The organism is Nostoc sp., assembly GCF_036916975.1.
In the GTDB taxonomy this organism is placed as follows: Bacteria; Cyanobacteriota; Cyanobacteriia; order Cyanobacteriales; family Nostocaceae; genus Nostoc.
On record NZ_JBALFF010000069.1, the window covers coordinates 87,309 to 105,721 of the forward strand.

Annotated in this window: 21 protein-coding genes and 1 pseudogene; 13 read left to right on the forward strand and 9 right to left on the reverse strand. The window is 40.8% G+C overall.

Annotated features, from left to right (window positions below; genetic code table 11):
• Nucleotides 1-145 precede the first annotated feature (145 nt).
• The 3 genes from V7K73_RS17260 (at nt 146) to V7K73_RS17270 (ending at nt 2,563) form a co-directional block, all read left to right on the forward strand.
• Nucleotides 146-826, forward strand: coding sequence for a polysaccharide deacetylase family protein (locus tag V7K73_RS17260; protein ID WP_334881820.1), 681 nt, complete (start codon nt 146-148; stop codon nt 824-826).
• Between the two features lie 64 nt (nt 827-890).
• On the forward strand, nt 891-1,802 hold the full coding sequence (locus V7K73_RS17265; RefSeq protein WP_334881821.1) for a HipA-like protein: 912 nt from the start codon (nt 891-893) through the stop codon (nt 1,800-1,802).
• Nucleotides 1,799-2,563, forward strand: a complete 765-nt coding sequence (locus V7K73_RS17270; protein ID WP_334881822.1) for an HIRAN domain-containing protein — start codon at nt 1,799-1,801, stop codon at nt 2,561-2,563. Before V7K73_RS17265 ends, V7K73_RS17270 begins: the two co-directional genes overlap by 4 nt.
• Here V7K73_RS17270 and V7K73_RS17275 read toward each other — a convergent pair.
• Entirely contained in the window at nt 2,560-3,537 is a 978-nt protein-coding gene (locus V7K73_RS17275; protein WP_334881823.1) for a carbohydrate kinase family protein, read from the reverse strand. The two genes, V7K73_RS17270 and V7K73_RS17275, sit on opposite strands and share 4 nt — an antisense overlap.
• Nucleotides 3,538-3,901: 364 nt before the next feature.
• Between V7K73_RS17275 and V7K73_RS17280 the strand changes: the two genes are divergently transcribed.
• The 5 genes from V7K73_RS17280 (at nt 3,902) to rfbB (ending at nt 7,532) form a co-directional block, all read left to right on the forward strand.
• Complete coding sequence (locus V7K73_RS17280; protein ID WP_334881908.1) at nt 3,902-4,165, forward strand: helix-turn-helix domain-containing protein; 264 nt, start codon at nt 3,902-3,904, stop codon at nt 4,163-4,165.
• Between the two features lie 283 nt (nt 4,166-4,448).
• A complete protein-coding gene (locus V7K73_RS17285) occupies nt 4,449-5,150 on the forward strand; it encodes a DUF6391 domain-containing protein (protein ID WP_334881824.1) in 702 nt (233 codons plus the stop codon).
• A 4-nt stretch (nt 5,151-5,154) separates the two neighbouring features.
• Nucleotides 5,155-5,391: a hypothetical protein gene (locus tag V7K73_RS17290; RefSeq protein ID WP_334881825.1), complete on the forward strand. Its 237-nt coding sequence runs from the start codon at nt 5,155-5,157 to the stop codon at nt 5,389-5,391.
• A gap of 31 nt (nt 5,392-5,422) precedes the next feature.
• Complete coding sequence (locus tag V7K73_RS17295; RefSeq protein ID WP_334881826.1) at nt 5,423-6,418, forward strand: glycosyltransferase; 996 nt, start codon at nt 5,423-5,425, stop codon at nt 6,416-6,418.
• A 52-nt stretch (nt 6,419-6,470) separates the two neighbouring features.
• Complete coding sequence (gene rfbB, locus V7K73_RS17300) at nt 6,471-7,532, forward strand: dTDP-glucose 4,6-dehydratase (RefSeq protein WP_334881827.1); 1,062 nt, start codon at nt 6,471-6,473, stop codon at nt 7,530-7,532.
• A gap of 37 nt (nt 7,533-7,569) precedes the next feature.
• On the opposite strand, the gene V7K73_RS17305 is transcribed toward rfbB, so the two are convergent.
• The gene (locus V7K73_RS17305) at nt 7,570-7,722 is read right to left on the reverse strand and encodes a hypothetical protein (RefSeq protein WP_334881828.1); all 153 of its coding nucleotides are present in this window, start codon (nt 7,720-7,722) and stop codon (nt 7,570-7,572) included.
• 3 nt (nt 7,723-7,725) lie between these two features.
• Here V7K73_RS17305 and V7K73_RS17310 point away from each other — a divergent pair, with 3 nt between their 5' ends.
• Nucleotides 7,726-8,181 carry a hypothetical protein gene (locus tag V7K73_RS17310; RefSeq protein WP_334881829.1) on the forward strand — a complete coding sequence of 152 codons (456 nt, stop codon included), beginning with the start codon at nt 7,726-7,728 and terminating at the stop codon, nt 8,179-8,181.
• Nucleotides 8,156-8,353 carry a hypothetical protein gene (locus V7K73_RS17315; protein WP_334881830.1) on the forward strand — a complete coding sequence of 66 codons (198 nt, stop codon included), beginning with the start codon at nt 8,156-8,158 and terminating at the stop codon, nt 8,351-8,353. The genes V7K73_RS17310 and V7K73_RS17315 overlap by 26 nt, the downstream gene beginning before the upstream one ends.
• Nucleotides 8,354-8,846: 493 nt before the next feature.
• Here the strand turns inward: V7K73_RS17315 and msrA are convergent, their stop codons facing one another.
• Nucleotides 8,847-9,515: a peptide-methionine (S)-S-oxide reductase MsrA gene (gene msrA / locus V7K73_RS17320; RefSeq protein WP_334881831.1), complete on the reverse strand. Its 669-nt coding sequence runs from the start codon at nt 9,513-9,515 to the stop codon at nt 8,847-8,849.
• 103 nt (nt 9,516-9,618) lie between these two features.
• Here msrA and V7K73_RS17325 point away from each other — a divergent pair.
• Nucleotides 9,619-10,050 (forward strand): annotated as a pseudogene (locus V7K73_RS17325) (YidH family protein); the annotation flags it as partial.
• Nucleotides 10,051-10,175: 125 nt separating this feature from the next.
• On the opposite strand, the gene V7K73_RS17330 reads toward V7K73_RS17325, so the two are convergent.
• From V7K73_RS17330 to V7K73_RS17340, 3 genes are all read right to left on the reverse strand, one after another.
• Entirely contained in the window at nt 10,176-10,565 is a 390-nt protein-coding gene (locus V7K73_RS17330) for a DUF1634 domain-containing protein (protein ID WP_334881832.1), read from the reverse strand.
• Nucleotide 10,566: 1 nt separating this feature from the next.
• The gene (locus V7K73_RS17335; protein WP_334881833.1) at nt 10,567-11,403 is read right to left on the reverse strand and encodes a sulfite exporter TauE/SafE family protein; all 837 of its coding nucleotides are present in this window, start codon (nt 11,401-11,403) and stop codon (nt 10,567-10,569) included.
• A gap of 245 nt (nt 11,404-11,648) precedes the next feature.
• Nucleotides 11,649-13,829 (reverse strand): recombinase family protein, encoded by a 2,181-nt coding sequence (locus tag V7K73_RS17340; protein WP_334881834.1) that lies wholly within the window; start codon nt 13,827-13,829, stop codon nt 11,649-11,651.
• 78 nt (nt 13,830-13,907) lie between these two features.
• On the opposite strand from V7K73_RS17340, the gene V7K73_RS17345 reads away from it, so the two are divergent.
• Together V7K73_RS17345 and mltA are read left to right on the forward strand one after the other, a co-directional pair.
• On the forward strand, nt 13,908-15,257 hold the full coding sequence (locus V7K73_RS17345) for a proton extrusion protein PcxA (RefSeq protein ID WP_334881835.1): 1,350 nt from the start codon (nt 13,908-13,910) through the stop codon (nt 15,255-15,257).
• An 80-nt stretch (nt 15,258-15,337) separates the two neighbouring features.
• Nucleotides 15,338-16,609 (forward strand): murein transglycosylase A, encoded by a 1,272-nt coding sequence (gene mltA, locus V7K73_RS17350; protein WP_334881836.1) that lies wholly within the window; start codon nt 15,338-15,340, stop codon nt 16,607-16,609.
• Between the two features lie 136 nt (nt 16,610-16,745).
• Here mltA and V7K73_RS17355 read toward each other — a convergent pair whose 3' ends face one another.
• From V7K73_RS17355 to V7K73_RS17365, 3 genes are all read right to left on the reverse strand, one after another.
• Complete coding sequence (locus V7K73_RS17355) at nt 16,746-16,979, reverse strand: DUF3134 domain-containing protein (RefSeq protein WP_334881837.1); 234 nt, start codon at nt 16,977-16,979, stop codon at nt 16,746-16,748.
• 202 nt (nt 16,980-17,181) lie between these two features.
• The gene (locus V7K73_RS17360) at nt 17,182-17,610 is read right to left on the reverse strand and encodes a hypothetical protein (protein ID WP_190890924.1); all 429 of its coding nucleotides are present in this window, start codon (nt 17,608-17,610) and stop codon (nt 17,182-17,184) included.
• A gap of 468 nt (nt 17,611-18,078) precedes the next feature.
• Nucleotides 18,079-18,228 carry a hypothetical protein gene (locus V7K73_RS17365; protein ID WP_334881838.1) on the reverse strand — a complete coding sequence of 50 codons (150 nt, stop codon included), beginning with the start codon at nt 18,226-18,228 and terminating at the stop codon, nt 18,079-18,081.
• Nucleotides 18,229-18,413: the final 185 nt, after the last annotated feature.

Sequence of the window (18,413 nt, forward strand, 5' to 3'; positions counted from 1 at the left end):
TAAGGAGGGCTTATATCTGGAACTTTCTGTTTGTACAGTAAGTTCTAGATATAAGCGATTTAAGCTATGATTCCCACGTTTAACAGTTATCAACATTAAGTAATCAGTGTATTTATGCAAGATTACGCAAAAAATAAAAAACTTTATGCAGCTAGCCCCCCTGTTCCCAATTTTCTACCGCATTCTCCAGCCGAGTTTTCCCAACTGCCTTTGGGCTGGAAATCGCCATACTAAAGCGATCGCCCTCACATTTGACGATGGGCCGCATCCTCAATACACACCGGAAGTCTTGGCAGTATTAGACCGTTACAAGATTACAGCGAGTTTTTTTTGGTTGGGTGTTTGCGTCAACCGTTCACCAGCCATTGCTGCATCTGTGAGCGATCGCGGCCACTGGATCGGATTACATGGCTACGATCATCGCTCTTTTCCCATGCTTTCCCCCAATGATCTGAAGGACAGTTTAGAAAAAACCCAAGCTGCCATCTACAATGGCTGCAACCTGCAACCTGAACAAGTGCGAGATGTCCGCCCCCCCAATGGTTTATTTACACCTGCTACTTTAAAATTGTTATTTCAGTGGAATTACCGCCCAGTTATGTGGAGTGTTGTACCAGAAGACTGGGTGCTACCAGGTGTAAATACTGTGGTAGAGCGAATTATGCAACAGGTCAAAAATGGTTCGTTGATTGTCTTGCATGATGGTGCTTGCGGTGGACAAGATGTTGCTGCCACAATTCAAATTCTGATTCCACAATTGCTACAACAAGGCTATGAGTTTGTGACTGTTGATACTCTATGGCATCAAGCTAAGACTAACGATTGATTGTTACACATTTAATAATAGGTGAAGTTAATAATTTGCTCTAAATCAGGCTTTCGCATAAATTATGCCAGAGCAGTTTCGTATCATTGAGGTTCCCCTAGATGCCCCAGAGGCTGATGAAGATTTGGGAACCAAAGAAAAGTTCTGGTTTCGCCATCAGTATTTAGGTCGTTGTCTATTCAAGAAAGCTAGACCAAATACAGGAGAAGATTGGGCAGAAAAGATTGCAGCCGAGTTATGCAAGTTACTAGGTTTACCCCATGCTGATTATGAACTGGGAATATTCAATGGGGAAAATGGTATTGTTTCACCCTCATTTTTGCCGCCTCAAGAAGGTGCAATTCTCACCCTTGGTAATGAAATTCTGGCTCGGCTAGTATCTAATTATCCACAAGATTCTAAAGACCTGTCCCAACACACAATTGATAATGTATTCAATGCTATCGGAGATGCTTCAGTTAATTTACCTATCGACTGGACACCACCAGAGAGAATTAGTTATGCGACAGAAACTTTTGTTGGGTATTTACTTTTAGATGCTTGGATCGGGAATAGCGATCGACACCATGAAAATTGGGCATTCATCAGTTTACAAGAGAAAATTTATCTAGCACCAACTTACGATCACGCCTCCTGTCTCGGTAGGAACGAGCCTGATTCTAAAAGAAAAAACAGACTAACCACAAAAGACGCTGGCTTTTCTGTCCAAGCGTATGTAGAAAAATGTAATTCTGCGTTGTATGCTAGAGTTGGCGATCAAAAAACTCTCAAGACTTTTAATGCATTTTGTGAAGCGCAACAACGGTATCCAGATGCAGCCAGGGTATGGTTAAATAATCTAGCAAGGGTGTCAAGCAATGATACGTTAGAGCTTTTTGAGTGTATTCCATCTAATCGCATATCGCAAACAGCAATTGAATTTGCACAAAAGATATTGGAGTTAAATCAAACTAAGCTGCTGGACACCCTACTATGAAAACACTTTTTTTAGCTTGGCAAGATCCTAAAAGTCGCGCTTGGCTTCCCATTGGTCGCTTAACATTTGACGGAAAAAAATATCAATTTGTATATACGCAAGGTGCTGTAAAAGCTCAAACTGAACATAATTTTCAGCTATTATATTCCTTCCCAGACTTGAACAAAGAATACGCATCAGTTGAACTGTTCCCCTTGTTTTCTAATCGATTAATGCGACGCTCTCGCCCTGACTACAAAGATTATATTGAATCGCTAAATATTCCAGAAGGAGAAGACGATCCAATTAGCGTTCTTTCTCGGAGTGGTGGACGCAAGGTAACAGATTATTTTGAAGTTTTCCCCTGTCCAGAACCAGATGAAAATGGTTTATACCATATCCATTTTTTTGCACATGGACTGCGACACCTTCCTGCTTGTGCAACTGAACGGATTAATCAATTACAAACGGGTGAACTCTTATATTTAGCTAACGAATTTCAAAATCCCCATGACCCGCATGCATTGCTCTTATGCACTGAGGATCATTACATTGTAGGTTATTGCCCTCGGTATATTGTGGATGATGTTTTTAAACTCAAGAACAGAAATTCAGAACTTCTAAAAGTAAAAGTTGAGCGCGTTAATCCAGTACCGACACCTCTCCAACTACGTTTATTGTGCAATATGACCGCAGAATGGCATGAGGATTTTCGTCCATTTTCTAGTGGGGAGTATCAGCCTTTGGTGGCTGATATCCCAATCGCTTATGCTAGTTCTTAAAGTTGATGTGTGGCTAGAAAAGCTTGGACTTCTGTATCTGTAGGTTGAGAAGCGATCGCACCTGGTTTAATGGTAGTCAGCGCTCCAACAGCACTGGCATAAGTGACGATGCGTTTTGCGGTTTCAGCATCCCGCAAGCTGTGGATGCCATGCTGACTCAACTGGTGGATGAATCCTGCTAAAAAGCTATCCCCAGCACCAGTTGTATCAACTACGGGGATAGAAAAGGAAGGTAATTTGCCTTCGTTCTCACCCAGACAGTAGCTGCAACCGTTTTCCCCATCTGTTACTAGTACTCCTTCAATTGAAGCCAGACGGTAAGTAATGGCTCCGGGATCTGCGGTTTCAAATAGCCATTCGGCTTCTTCTTTTGAGAGTTTGAGGAAATCTACTCGCTTAAATAATTCTGGAATTTTTTGATGAGCAATGTTTGGCTCGTCCCAAAATACAGGACGCCAGTTGACATCCAGCACAATCTTCAAATCGTAATGTTCTGCTAACTCTAGGGCGCGGTGAATTGCCGCTTCACTTTCAGGATAGGCTAATTCTAAAGTACCCAAAACCAGAAAATCTGCGTCTTGAAACAGGGAATTGGGCAATTGTTTCGCTTGCAGGCGAGTATCGGCAAATTCTGCGGTGTCATACTTACCAAATCCGGCGAAGGTGCGATCGCCTCCTAGATCCCGTGTAACATAAACTTGCCGCGTTGGCGCTGTAGGATGGCGTTGTACCCCTGTTGTCTCCACACCTACATCTTGTAATACCTTGACCAGTGCATTTCCTGGTTCATCTTCACCAACGGCTCCGATAAATCCTGCTTTAGTCCCCAGCTTGACTAAAGCACAGGCTACGTTAGCTGGCGCCCCTCCTGGATAGGGAGTCCAGGATTTTACTTCTTCCAGCTTTAGCCCCAATTGATCGGCTAAACAATCAAACAAAACTTCACCGAGGCACAAAACACGGGGATTGCTCATTTTATTTTAGATTTTAGATTGCGATTTCCGATTAGTAATTTACAGTATAAAATCTACAACAATTTTCGCTCATCTGTCGCCAGCCCTTCATAGAATTAAATAGCAATTTTTATTACTCCATAACATCTATATGCTTCTGAGTATCATCTAATTTTAATAAGTATTTTTACGACATACTTTAATATGATTCGTATAACTAAATACCTATTTAATTTTATAGGTTATATTTTTGCCAACTTGAAATCCAAAGAAAATATTGACAATCGGATTACTGCTAACACTTGAAACCCCCCCCAACAAAAGAATCTTCTAGAATTAGTAAAGAGTGATTAAGTACATATACCAAGGGAGGCTAGAAATAGTAATGGCTGGTGGCAAGTCTCAGACCCCCGTTAGTCTGTCAGACAGAGAACTGCAAATTATCGACTTAGTAGCCGCTGGCTTAACTAACCAAGAGATTGCAGGAAAACTGGAGATTAGCAAGCGTACAGTTGACAACCATATCAGTAATATTCTTACCAAGACCGAGACAGAAAATCGAGTAGCTCTTGTCCGCTGGGCTTTACAGTGGGGCAAAGTCTGTTTGAATGATGTCAATTGCTGCACTCTGCCTAACCAGATCGAATAAACGATTTATTAGTAGCAACCTAATTGCTCTGATCTGGTATAATGGCGAACCAATTTTGAGGTTTAGTGATTATTTCCCTCTTCACGCCTAAGTTTTCAGTGTGAACATTCTACCAAAAGTTCCGAGTCCTTCACTCAGCCGGAGTTTATGTTAGTGGAGCCAGCTGACCCTCGGACTCGGAAACTATAAAAGATCGGCACAAAAATTAGTAACAGTTCAGTGGTGCAAGCGTTACATTTGAAAGAAATCTATGTTGCCCATTGCCTTTGGGAGCAGTGTTCCAATGAATACTTCCGCTTCTTTTGAGGGTAGCTTGTCTCCCTTTAAATTTTTTAACTTTGATTTTACGGCACCTGTATCTGAGAAAATTCCGAATCTTGAAGACCGATTTTCAGAGTTTGTGCAACCCACACAAGATGCCGACTTACTTAGACAACTATCGTTTATTCCAGGGTTGAAAGAAATTCTGATGATACGGCAGGTTCACGCTTTAGAACACGCTACTGTTTGGGTTCTTAGCGAATCAAAAAGTGCCTATCCTGCCAAAGGGGAACCTGTTAACGTTCAACTAGATAACGAACTATTAGGCGGTTTGTCTACTGAGCAAGGATTCTACCTCTATGGTGAGGTGAATATTAGTGATTTGCGGCGTGCGGTCATACTTGCTCGACATCGCCTCACTAGTGGAGAAGGGGATTTGGCTGTACATCCCCGTTGCGGCACAAATTTATCAGTAGCAATGCTCTTAACAGCTGGACTAGCTGTCGGTGTGCATCTGTTACTACCATTTCGACCAATCGAGCAACTTATAGGTTTGGGGTTAGCAGCGACGGCCGCCGCCGAACTCGCACCTGATTTAGGTTCTATGGCACAGCGTTACCTAACAACTGCCATTCCTTTTAACCTAACAGTTGAAAATATTACCCGTACACGCGATGTTTGGGGGCGTGATGCACATTTTGTTAAAGTGGGCTGGCAAGAGTAATCTTATGGAATCAAAACCACGTACTTTCAAAGAAACCGCTAAAGAAACAACTCTACTGTTTTCAGGGGGCGCTGGCGCTGGACTAATCATCTTTGCCTTGTTCGGCGGCTTATGGCACGTCACTCACTTTTGGTGGGTAATGGCAGTAACTACAATGTTCTGCGGTTTATTAGCCGTAGTGTTCCGTCAAAACTTTCAGAAGATGTTAGATACTTTGATGGATAATGCTCCTTGGATGTAGGAACACAAGTTTAAATATTTCCTTAAAAATTATGAGAAAACTTTATTTCTTACTCCCTGGTACAGATGGCAAATTTGCCTGTGGTGGTCTTTGGGCTGAATTAAAAGCACTTAATCTGGCTCAGAATTTCTGTAGTGCTGATGTTGTAACTTACCGTCAACGAGAAAAAGGTAAGCTTTTTATTGATGATTTGTTAAAAGAGAAAAATTTAAATGATGTAATTTTTGTCATCAGTTGGGGATTTGATATAGCTCAACTCGTGGCGAAACTTAAGCAATACAATGTTGTTTACCATGCACATAGTGCAGGTTATCCATTTACACTAAGAGCAAGTATTCCGATTGTCACTGTTAGCCGCTATACAATGGGATATTGGGGAGAAAAATCGCCGAATTCTCTGATTTATTATTTGCCGAATCAAATTTCTGATGAGTTTCAAAATTTAGGTCTGGAACGAGATATTGATGTTTTAGTTCAGGCTCGAAAATCTTCTGAGTATTTAATGAAAGAATTGATTCCAGCGTTACAAAAACGTTGTAAAGTATTGGTTGTTGATTCATACATAGAGGATTTACCTGGACTATTCAACCGTGCTAAGGTTTACCTATATGATTCGGCTGAGTATTGGGCGCAACAGCGTGTTAGCGAAGGATTTGGTCTACAACCAATGGAAGCTCTTGCTTGTGGTTGTCAAGTATTTTCTAGTGTCAACGGTGGACTGGCTGATTACTTAGACCCTGGATTTAATTGCTATAAAATTGCTGGATATTCACAAGAATATGATGTCGAACGGATTCTGAAGGTGATTGATTCTTCAGTAGCTTTTAGTTTATCTGAAGAGTTTTTGGCTGAATATCGAACTGAAAATATTATTAAGCGTTTCCAAGTTATTCTGGATGAGTTAAATGAGTTTTTTGACCATAAGATACAGCAGCCATCTAATATTAAGAGTTTAACGAGAATACGTGTGGCAAAATTACTGGCTCAGAGGGTATATGGGAAGCTGAGGAAGAAATATTTTAAGTAATAGGAACGAACCGCAGAGGCGCAGAGATCACAGAGAGAAGAGAGGAAATGGAATGATTCGGCGGTTATTAGTTACTGGGGGTGCGGGGTTTATTGGGGCGAATTTTGTCCATCACTGGTGTCAGGTTTATCCAAATGACCGGGTGGTGGTGTTGGATGCGCTTACCTACGCGGGAAATCGTCTGAATTTGGCGCTGGTTGAGGGTGGAGAGAATTTTCGGTTTGTGCAAGGGGATATTTGCGATCGCACCATCATAGATGAGTTATTATCAACCGAAAATATAGATACCATCGCCCATTTTGCTGCTGAATCTCATGTTGATCGTTCAATTCTTGGGCCGGCTGCTTTTGTGCAAACTAATGTGGTAGGAAGTTTCACCCTACTTGAAGCTTTTCGGCAACATTGGGAGGCTAAAGCCCAGCCATCTGATTATCGTTTTCTACACGTTTCTACTGATGAAGTTTACGGTAGTTTAGACCTAGATGATGCAGCTTTTTGTGAAACTACACCTTACGCTCCCAATAGTCCCTATTCAGCTTCAAAAGCCGGTAGCGATCACTTAGTGCGTGCTTATTACCATACTTACAACCTGCCGACAATTATCACAAATTGCTCTAATAATTACGGAGCTTATCAGTTTCCTGAAAAGCTAATTCCTCTCATGTGCATTAACACTTTCATCGGTAAGCCATTACCTATTTATGGTGATGGTAAAAATGTGCGCGATTGGCTTTATGTGGGCGATCATTGTCGGGCTTTAGATGTGGTAATCAATCACGGTAAACCAGGGGAAACATACAATATTGGTGGCAACAATGAGGTGGAAAATCTCAACCTGGTGCAACTTTTGTGTCAGATGATGGATGAATTAGCACCTGATTTACCAGTCCGTCCAGCAAAGCAGTTGATTACTTTTGTCAAGGATAGACAGGGACACGATAGGAGATATGCAATTAATGCCAACAAGATTAAAACTCAGCTTGGTTGGACACCTTCATTAACGATTGCTGAGGGTTTACGTTTAACAGTTGAATGGTATCTCAATCATCGTGATTGGTGGGAACCTTTGCTGTCTGCGGAATATCAAGCTTATTATCGCAAAAATTATCTGTAAAATTACCTAAAATCGGGTTAATCACGAGTAAAGGTCTTCAAAGAGGCTGGGCGATCGCTAGTATTCTAATTGGATGACCGATTAATATTATGACATGGGTCAGTGCGATCGCTTTACTTAAATCGTCACCGTAAGGCAGTATGAGGATAAATATCAAGCAAAGGTTTTTTAGATAAGTATAAGGGTTCAAGAAATGGTTCAAATTCTTCAAGGAAAAGATATCACCCTAGCCCAACTGATTGATGAATTTGGTCTAAAACTTGCAGACGACGAAGATTTTTTTTCAGAATGGCGGCATGATTTACCTGAGTTGAGTAATTTAGAAAAACAATCCCTCAACGAAGTCAAAGCAGAATATTTGCATCTATCGAAATATCCTATTTTAGAACCTGTAGTCAAAATGGTGGTGCTATCTCCACTATTGCGTCTCGCAGGTTTTTATCAACCGCCTTTCTACATTGCCTCAGAACAAGAGGTAAAAATCTCTTCTGAAGACGAAGCCACGATTATCAGAGGACGTATTGATATTTTGGTATTGCATCCTCCATTTTGGGTTCTGGTTATTGAGGCAAAACGAGCAGAATATTCTTTAAGTACCAGCAATTCCACAAGCATTGGCTTATATGTTGGCAGATGCAGCTTCGGCTAAACCTGTTTTTGGGTTTATCACCAATGGTAATGAATTTAGATTTATCAAACTACTAAAAACTGAAACTCGACAATATGCTCTATCTGATTTGTTTGCTTTAGATAGTCGTGATGACATATATATTGTCCTGAAAGTGTTAAAACACGTAGCTCATTTAATTCGTAATTCGTAATCTTGTAGGGTGGGTTATGCTCTTGGCTAACGCACCATCACAATACTTTTGGTATTTTAGGCGACGCCGAATAGCCCGTCGTAGACATCGCTAACTAAAAATGTGTAGTTAACGACTTTTGAGGGGGTTTGTTGGGTTTCGCATTGCCTCAACCCAACCTACAAATATTCTTAACTATATAGCGGTTATCGTTTATGTGAGGTACATCGGTAAGGGCATGGCAAAGACAAGCCCCTACACCTGGCGATATAATGTTGTACCGCATCTGAATAGGAACCGCTATAGGACTTACGCTTTCAGTGCCTTGAAAGCCTTGATTTATCGTAGGGGCAATTCATGAATTGCCCCTACATTTCGTACTTGATGCGTAAGTCCTAAACTACACAAAACATATCCCTCTCCGAGTCAGAGAGGGAAAGACTTGAACTTTAGTTCAACGCAGGCAGAAGTTCGTCAAACTCATATTAAGTTGACTACCCCACCAACTCGATTTCTAACTACTAACTTGCGATTCAACTACACCCACGGGACAAGATACATTTGTCCCTCCTAAACCACAATACCCATTAGGATTTTTAGCCAGGTATTGCTGATGGTAAGCTTCAGCGTAGTAGAACTCAGGTGCATCTAAGATTTCTGTGGTAATCTTGCCATAACCTGCATCGTTGAGAGCTTGCTGATAAGCTTCCCGCGATGCTTCTGCTAGCTGCTTTTGACTTTCGGAATATACATAAATTCCCGAACGGTATTGGGTGCCAGCATCATTACCTTGGCGCATTCCTTGAGTAGGATTGTGGCTTTCCCAAAAGATTTTGAGCAGTTCAGAATAACTAATTACTTTGGGATCAAAAACAACCAACACCACTTCATTGTGACCGGTTCGCCCACTACATACTTCTTCATAAGTGGGGTTGGGTGTGAACCCAGCAGCGTAACCGACTGCGGTAGTGTAAACTCCTTTAAGTTGCCAGAATTTACGTTCTGCACCCCAAAAACAGCCCAAGCCAAAAATCGCCTTCTCTAATCCATCGGGATAAGGAGGTTGTAAGGGATTTTTGTTGACATAATGAGCCTCGGGTACTGACATAGATTGCGCCCTTCCTGACAAAGCTTCTTCAGGTGTGGGTATAACTGACTTTTTGCCAAATCCGAATAGTGCCATTGATTTTGATGATATATATCTTTACCTTATTTACTATTGTAGTGTTTCCTCTTTCACTGCTTAATGCTATTCATCAAAAGGTACTTGACCTCAAAAGATACTCATGGATAAAATACCAAAAATTGACCGTCAAAGGGAGCATCAAGCGAACGAACGTACTTTTCTAGCTTGGCTACGCACTTCTATTGCATTAATTAGCTTTGGAATTGCTATTGCCCGATTTGGTATATTTTTGCGCCAGCTTAATCTTGCCATTACTCAACAAGAACCTCATGTAAATCCATTATCTAATTCCGAAAATTTGGGTATTGCTTTGGTAATTTCGGGAATTTTCACAGTTGTGTTAGCTGCGTGGCGATACAATCAAGTTTTCTGGCAAATTGAACAAGGCGATTATAGACCAACTCGGTTAATGGTTTGGATAATGACTGGAGTAGTAATTATTTTGGGACTTTTCTGTATTCCTTTGATCCTATGGCGTGATAAAATTCCTTTTCGTACTCCTGTTCCAATTCAACCACAGTCTCGTCGCTTGGCTCCGAATTCCAAATTGAAAATAGAAAATTCAAAATTAATAATGCCCATTAATAAATTTAGGCGGTTGTATTCTTTTCTTTCTCGGTAACGAAATTTATATTAAAAATTACTACAGTAAAATGGTTAAAAATATCCTCCAATCAGACTGTATAGCAATCCAAGCAGTACAATTAGAGTCACAAGAATATAGGTAAAATCTCGTTGTCGTACATAAACTAATAGTGAACAGGCTACTCTAACAACTGGCGTAGCAATCAATATCAGCAAACCAAGTTGAATAATGCCACGGCGACGACCAGATTCAACAGATGTGATCACCCCTGATGGACTACGAAACTCTGGTAGTTCTCCCCGAAAAAAGTGATAATTGGCAGCCTCAGTTCCGTGGTGAATTAAATACAAAATTCCCCCTGCCAAAACCAAAGCGGTGGCAATAATCACCCCAACTCTTAACAGATTGCCGATAAATTGCTCAAAGTGCTGCTCGGATTTTTTACGCTTGCCTTTTGCCATTCTACAGCCTCCCCGTTAGCCCTTTGTAAATCATTTCCACCGCTAGCACCAAAATCACAACGCTGAAAATATTTCGCAAAAGCTTCACGTTGGCTCTGACTAATACCCGCGCTCCTAATAAAGCACCAAAGAGTACTCCTAACATCACAGGCATTGCTAATCCTGGGTCAATGTAACCTCGATTCAGATAGATGCCAGCGCTAGCCGCCGCCGTAACTCCTATCATGAAATTGCTGGTGGTGGTTGATACTTTAAAGGGAATGTGCATGACTTGATCCATTGCTAGCACTTTCAGCGCTCCAGAACCAATACCAAGCAATCCTGAAAGTATGCCAGCTACAAACATCAATCCAAATCCGAAGGGTACTCCGCGCACATTATAAGACTGTTCTCCTGTGGGAGTTGGATAACTACCATTCAGTTGAAGACGGATTGCTAAAGAATTTAGTGACAAATTGTTGAGGTGTTTGGGTGGGGTTTGGCGGGATAAGTAGGCGGAGTAGAGTAAAACGATTCCAAACACAACAGCAAGTGATCCCGTGGAAATTTTTACTGCTATAATTGCCCCGACTATTGCGCCAAAGGTTGTTGCTACTTCTAGAAACATCCCCAGCCGCACATTTGTGTAGCCTTCTTTGACGTAAGCAGATGCTGCTCCACTAGATGTAGCAATTACAGATACTAATGAAGCACCGATCGCATAACGAATATCAACTCCAAACACCAATGTTAAAAAGGGAACAATTACTACTCCACCGCCTAATCCAGTTAGTGCCCCCAAAAATCCGGCAACAAATGAGCCAAACCATACTAATAGAGAAAATTCTAGGATGTTCAAATTGCTTGCTCCGCCACAAACTTTTTTGCTTGAGACTAGAAAGCGAAACTAAACCCGATTGCTAATTGGTTGATTTCACCCCCAAATATTCTAGAAAGTTTCGCTAATAGAAACAAATATTTTTGTTTGTTAAATTAATAATTAAAACTAATTAATAATTTTTGACGGCGGAGGTTTTAAGAACAGATTTTTGGATCAAGAAGTTGCTAGAAATAAACAAAAACTTTGCCCCAATCAGAAGATACTCAATTAACAGTAGCCTCAGTAACTGTTACACAGGCATTTACTAAAGGTAACAATGGCCCTAATTGCTCTTGTCCATTGACGGCTAAATCACTGTGACACAAATAAACTCTCTCGGATACACGAGATAACAAATCTGTCAATATCCTTTGCAATCTTTGTTCTTCTGCCAATTTTTCATCTTCTGCTGTCCAAGGTTCGCCTAATCTGTCTCGCAGGAAAAACGGCGCACCAAATAAAGTTGCTGCACCACCTTTGGCCCATAGGGGTGAACCAGCATCTAGCCAAAAATGCCAACGGTGCGATCGCCTACTAGATCGATATTGAAATATAGTTGCTAAGGTGACAGCCTTTCTCGCTCCACCAATGGGACGCACTGGGTAAGGGTTGGCGGTAATTGTACCACGTCGCAGTAATTGAATGAATTCGATAATAGTTGTGTAAGGCGTTATCTCAGCTGGGGCAATTTGTCGTAATCTGGTGTCAATTTCCCAGTAATGTTGGGCGGTTTCTAATAATTCCCGCAGTGCTGCTAGTTGTTCGTAGGGGAGATTACTACCATTCCACAAAAAGCGCACAATTGCTCTGTCTAAGAGGGAAATCGGGCTGGGAATTAACCGCAATTCTTGTTGCGATCGCTGCTGTTCTAACCAGTCTAATATCTGATTATATGCTGTAGTCGCTGCATAACCGATTCTATCCCAGCGCTCGAAGGCTGATACTGGTAGCAAGTTGGGGCGATCGGGATGCGGTACAAAGCAGTAATCTGCAATCAAACCAGCACGTACCGGATCAATGTCAGTGGTGAATGAGGAGTTAGGAGTGAGGAGTGAGGAGTTTTCTGATGGTTGCTGTTTCCTGCTCAATACAACCAGCATTTCTGCCACGGCATCCCGATCTACCATTCGTCCCAAGCCGGGATAAACTAGTGCCAACATGGTAAGTAAGGCGCGAATCACGGGCGAACTAATTAGGGGACGTTGGTCATTTAGCGATTCTACTTGGATGTTTTGTTTAACCAGGATTTCTACTAGAGTATAACGAGCGATCGCATCTAAACCTGGTGCAATAATCGCTATTTCTTCTGGTTCTATTTGTTGTGATTGGATGGTATTAGCAATTACCTCTGCTGTTTGTCGCAATAGTTGGGCGCGGGAGGTAGTTTGAATTGAATGTATTGTCTTTGGTAAGCTCAACAGTACCATTGGTTCTGTGAGTAATTCCACCATCTCTTTAGCTTGCTCACCAAGAGACTCTGGAGGCGGCCCACTCAAGATTTCTACGCGACAACGTTCTGCTAGCCCTTCTAGGTAGTTGGGATCTGCTCCCAATCCCAATCGCACTGCACCATCGGGATTGTAGCTAAACGCCCCAACTGCGCCTCGATCTAATAGCAAGTCAAACAAAAGACGCGCTACGCTTGGATAATCATCTACATCATCCGCCAGTACGGCCTGATAGCGTTTAGTTAGATGCTGTTGGTAATTGCGATCGCTTAACAAATGCTGACTATACAGTTCGGTAATAATCCCATAAGTTAGTAATCCCCTTTCTAAACACCAGTTACGCCAATCTAGAAGCAAAGAGGCGAGAAACTCCGGCTCTAAAGTGGTAGTATTTTCTCCCAGACCCCTTGTCAAAATCTGGGCAATATCTTCGCAAGGTACACCACTGTAAGCTGCTAATTGCAATAAGTCTAGAATGCGACGCACCAAGCGAGATTCATTCACTCCCGCAATACGTAAAATTTCTTCGTCTAATTGGGTACGCCAAAGTTTGGTTGCTAACTCTTGCTCTGTTTCTGGGCGCAATCTTACCGGAAACTGGGCTTTCAGGCTCAAAGAGTTAATTAGCAATGGCCAAAATAAAATAACTTCATCCTGGAAAAAACCTAGCGGTGTCTTGGCACGCACCGGATATTTTCCTAATGTAGATGTAACAATTATATCTCCCAATTCGCGCCGATTATCATCATTAGCACCTAAGACTAAAACTCCTGGCTCTGTTTGTTTAAGATATAAAAATTCCGGTACATGAACGCCTTTTTTCCGTCCTGGTTTTTTAGTATAAAATGATTCAGTATACTGCTTCTCAAGTTGTACCCAACTAGAAAATTGCTCTACCAAACGAGCTGTCTTACCACTGCGGCTAGTGCCAACAATCCAAACCGAATGAGAAACCACAAACTTTCTCCTTGTAGATTTGCTAGTATACCTCGTGCGTTAACTTAAGGTTAATAGTCACCAAATAATGCTGGATGATTGTCTCCAATGAAAAACTCTGTTTTTAGCCAAAAAATCTATTCTTTCTTACTTGATACTTACCGATGGTACTTACAAACTCCTGAACGTTCTTTATATCAAGCTTACGATGCAGCATTAAAAATTAAGGAAATAGAAGATAAGCATTTCAATGGTAATAAAATAGACATAAGCTCAGGCATGTACAGTAACAGTGTCATAGATTATTTTGAGTCAGACCTAAAAAAGCTATTAAAAACTGTGCGGATGCGGCTTACAGAGTTGAAAGCAAGCCGTTGGTTTCTAAATGAAGAAAATCAAAAAGCTGCTCAGAAAGTAGGTATAGAGTATCTCACTCCTTCTTTGGTTTTGGAAAAGCTAAACTTTATCGATCAAGTTATATCCAAATACAAAACAATTTCCGATCAAACAAGTTCTAAAGATTTAATAGTTCAACCTCCAAATTTAGCAGCTAACCCTGTGATATCTGACGACAAATCATTGCTCGTCAATAATCCAACGTTATTACCCAAAATCCCCACTCAAGACTGGGAGACAAAAGCAAAGGGTAAAGTCGATACAACAGGCGTTTTACCCCGCTCTATTTTAAGTACTATCACTCGTTTGCAAGTTGAATTAGATCCTAATTCTGAACAAGAGGTAATTCAAAGTTTTCGTCAAGCTCAAAGAAGAACAATAATATCTATCAGGTTTATTTTACTATTAATTATCGTACCACTTCTGACACATCAAATAGCAAAAGCTTTTGTAGTCGGTCCCATTGTTGAGAAGTTTAGAGGTACTGAGCAAATGCAAGTATTTCTAAATTCTGAAATGGAAGAGGAAGCCCTTGGACAATTACAAAGCTTTGAAGAAAAACTCCACTTTGAAAATTTCATTAAAAATGCTCCGCCACTTTTACCTGAACAGATAGAAGTTGAAATGAAAAAGAGGGCGGTTGAGCTTGCTGAAGAATTTCGTCACGAAAGCTCTAATGCTATCAAAAATGTTTTTGCCGATATTTTCTCGGTGGGTGCTTTTATCTCGCTTTTACTTGTCAGCAAGTCTTCTATTGCTGTGATTAAAGATTTCTTTGATCGGATTGTCTATGGACTTAGTGATAGTGCCAAAGCATTTATCATCATTTTGTTTACCGATATATTTGTAGGTTTCCACTCTCCTCATGGCTGGGAAGTACTTTTAGAAGGTGTATCGCGTCATTGGGGATTACCAGCAAATCGAGATTTTATCTTCTTATTTATTGCTACATTTCCAGTGATTTTAGATACAATTTTTAAATATTGGATATTCCGATATTTGAATCGGATATCGCCTTCAGCAGTTGCAACTTACCGGAATATGAATGAATAAGAAGTAGGGAGTGGGAAAGAAATAATTAGATTGTTTTTGAATTTGAGGGAAGTGGGATAATATGAAAAATTTGAATTTTGATGAAAAAGACACTTGCTGAGTTAGGAAAGTTTAACAAAGTTATCGCCATCAGCTTACCTGTAGTTTTGTCAATTTTCCTGGTGCGTATGCAATCTTTAACGCATCAGGAACTTAGCCCACCTGAATGTCGCCTGAAAAAGTGGGATATACCAGTTTCTTTGACTGCACAAAAGCAAAAAGTACCATTAATTCAGAGATTACCAATCACTTGTTGTCAAGGTGATATCTCTTGTTTTGATGAACATCTCTATGGAGAAATACCAGACAAAAAGGCGCTATTGAGTGCGATCGCTCGCAGTCTCCAATACCTGCAAACGGCTAATGCTGCGGCTGCTTATCAAAACTATCCGGTGGCCCAGATTACGCGCGATCGCGTCATCAAAAGCTTGAAAAGATTCCGCGAACTTCTACTAACAACTTATTCTGCAACAGAATTACATCAAGCCATCGAGCGAGAATTTGTTCTTTACCAGTCAGTTGGTAAAGACACCAAAGGTTCCGTTTTGTTCACCGCCTATTATGAACCGCTTTATGCAGCCCATCGCGTTTCCACACCAGAATATCGTTATCCTGTTTATCGATTACCTCCTGATTTAAACTCCTGGCCTAAACCTCATCCTACCCGCGAAGAATTAGAAGGAGCAGATGGTTTACAAGCTGCAAAAGGAAAATTACGAGGATTAGAGTTGTTTTGGTTTAGCGATCGCCTCGAACCATATTTAGCTCAAATTGAAGGTTCAGCCAGACTTCAGCTTCCCGATGGTACTCAAACAACAATCGGCTATGCTGGTCATACTGCTTATAACTACAAAAGCATTGGGCGAGAATTAGTAAATGATGGCAAATTACCGCTAGAAGGTATAACTCTACCAATTATTCTCGACTATTTTCAAAAGCATCCCCAAGAATTAAATATTTATATTCCGCGCGATCGCAGTTTTGTTTTTTTTCAAGAAAACCACGGTGAACCAGCCCAAGGTTCTATCAACGTACCACTAACAGCAGAGCGTTCTATCGCTACAGATAAATCCCTCATGCCTCCTGGTGCTTTAGCGTTGATTCGTGCTTCTATTCCCTTTGCTAATTCTACCGGAAAAATGCAGGAGCGGATTGTTAGTCGCTATGTTCTTGACCAAGATACCGGAGGTGCAATTAAAGGTGCAGGTAGGGTAGATTATTTTTTAGGTACTGGGAAATTAGCAGGCGATCGCGCTGGTGTCACAGTCAGCAATGGACAATTATTTTATCTATTACTCAAGTCCAACAATTAAACACACTTGCATTTTAATACTAAACATTCCCGACTTTTTAGAGAAGTCGGGATTCTTAACCTTTCGGCGTAACGCCTTCGCCATAGCAACACTATGAGCCAATACGCAAGCGTCATTACGAATTACGAATTACGAATTACGCCTCTATGTCCATATCAGAATCATCATCGTCATGATCGTAAGGGATATCATCAAGGTCGATCATTTCTGAAATTTCTTCTACTTGATTTAAATACTCAGATTCTTGATGTTCCCGCTCTATCAAACGACCAGTTGACTTTAACCATTCTAAAAGAATAAATTCATTACTTGTACGAATTACAGGCGCTCGCTGGTTACGAGGTTCTTCACGCAAAGGGCTTATAGGCATAAAAAAAACTCACTTTGAATTATCGGTCAGTGTGCAAAAACAAGAAAATTGTCCACTAGGGTTAAAAGTCTTGGATCACAAGTCTTTTCTCAACAGATGAAATCTTAACCATTGGGTAATTTATTTTCTTGTCCGTCTAGTTATTTACCACTAAAATGTCTTCGCGTCAGCCTTAATAATAAATTTTCAAGCGGACGCGATCTCACAAAGCATTTGGTAGCTTGGCGAGAGTTTCATACATATTAGATGGTAATGCAGACAATCTGTTAGCTACAGCGACTGCATCAGCTAAGTTGCTAAATTGACACCGGACAATTTCTTGTCCATTTCCTGATGGGAATCGCTTCCTAGCTTTGTTAGATACAGCACAAATAATCGCTAAAGCTTTAGCGAATCCATCTTTTGTCAGTATTGTTTCTTTAGCGAACCCTTCAACAGGGATAAGGCAGACCTCAAATCGATAGCCCGGCCTGGGAGAAACAGCTATGTCGATATAGGGTTTATCTTCTTTCCTGATTCTGCGTAAGTATTGGGCAGTAGAATTTGTATCGTGCAAATCAGTACCAAGGGCGTAAGTAAAGAAACAATCTTCTGTCAGGGATTCAGGACGGGTAATTATATCCGTTGGCATAAGTTCAAGTACTACTCGTATGTTGTCTGGGTTTGCGATCCACTTTAGTGTCCAATCCCACTTAACTTAAGCAAAAGTTACTGCCCACATTCCCGGCTTCTTCAAGAAGTCGAAAATATATATAAATCTAGCTTAAGTGAAGTCGCATTCTAGTTTACTCTGTGTTATTATATGTACCAGTTTCACCCAGTGTATTTCAATACAGCAATATAAACTGACATAAAACACCTCTAGAATCAAATTATGTAGAGATTTAGATTCGGAGAGGCGTCTATATACTCAGTCACATGACCGAAAATATTTCTCAACATACCCGATCATAACATAGTTGATCGTTGAACTTTTTTTTACTCCTCTGACGGATACGTATTGCCTCACCAAGAAGGGTGGGGTTGTATTCAATTGGGATTTTTAGGTTTAAAAAAATATTTATTAAGTAGTTTTAATTTTTACTAAGCAGATAAATAGTCATTGCGATCGCATCATCTCATAAAGTAGAGTCGTTAATTGGCCTTTAGTACCAGAGCCAAAGTTTTTCCGGCTATCCTTGGCAACATCTTTTAGCAAACTGTAAAATAGAGCGTTGCTGATTAAGTGTATAAATTTTGTTTCGCCCACAGGAGCAAAAACAAAGGTTCCAAGCGTTTAACTTTGAAATTTCATACTTAAATTCAGCAACGCCCTTGGTAGCTGTTAAAGTCTCTCAACATAATTAACAGCTATTCTCTGGTAGTCTGCTAGGTTAATTTATCTGACTTTTCACGGCATGTGGAAAAGACCATTCTGAGGGTTTTTCAAGCCCT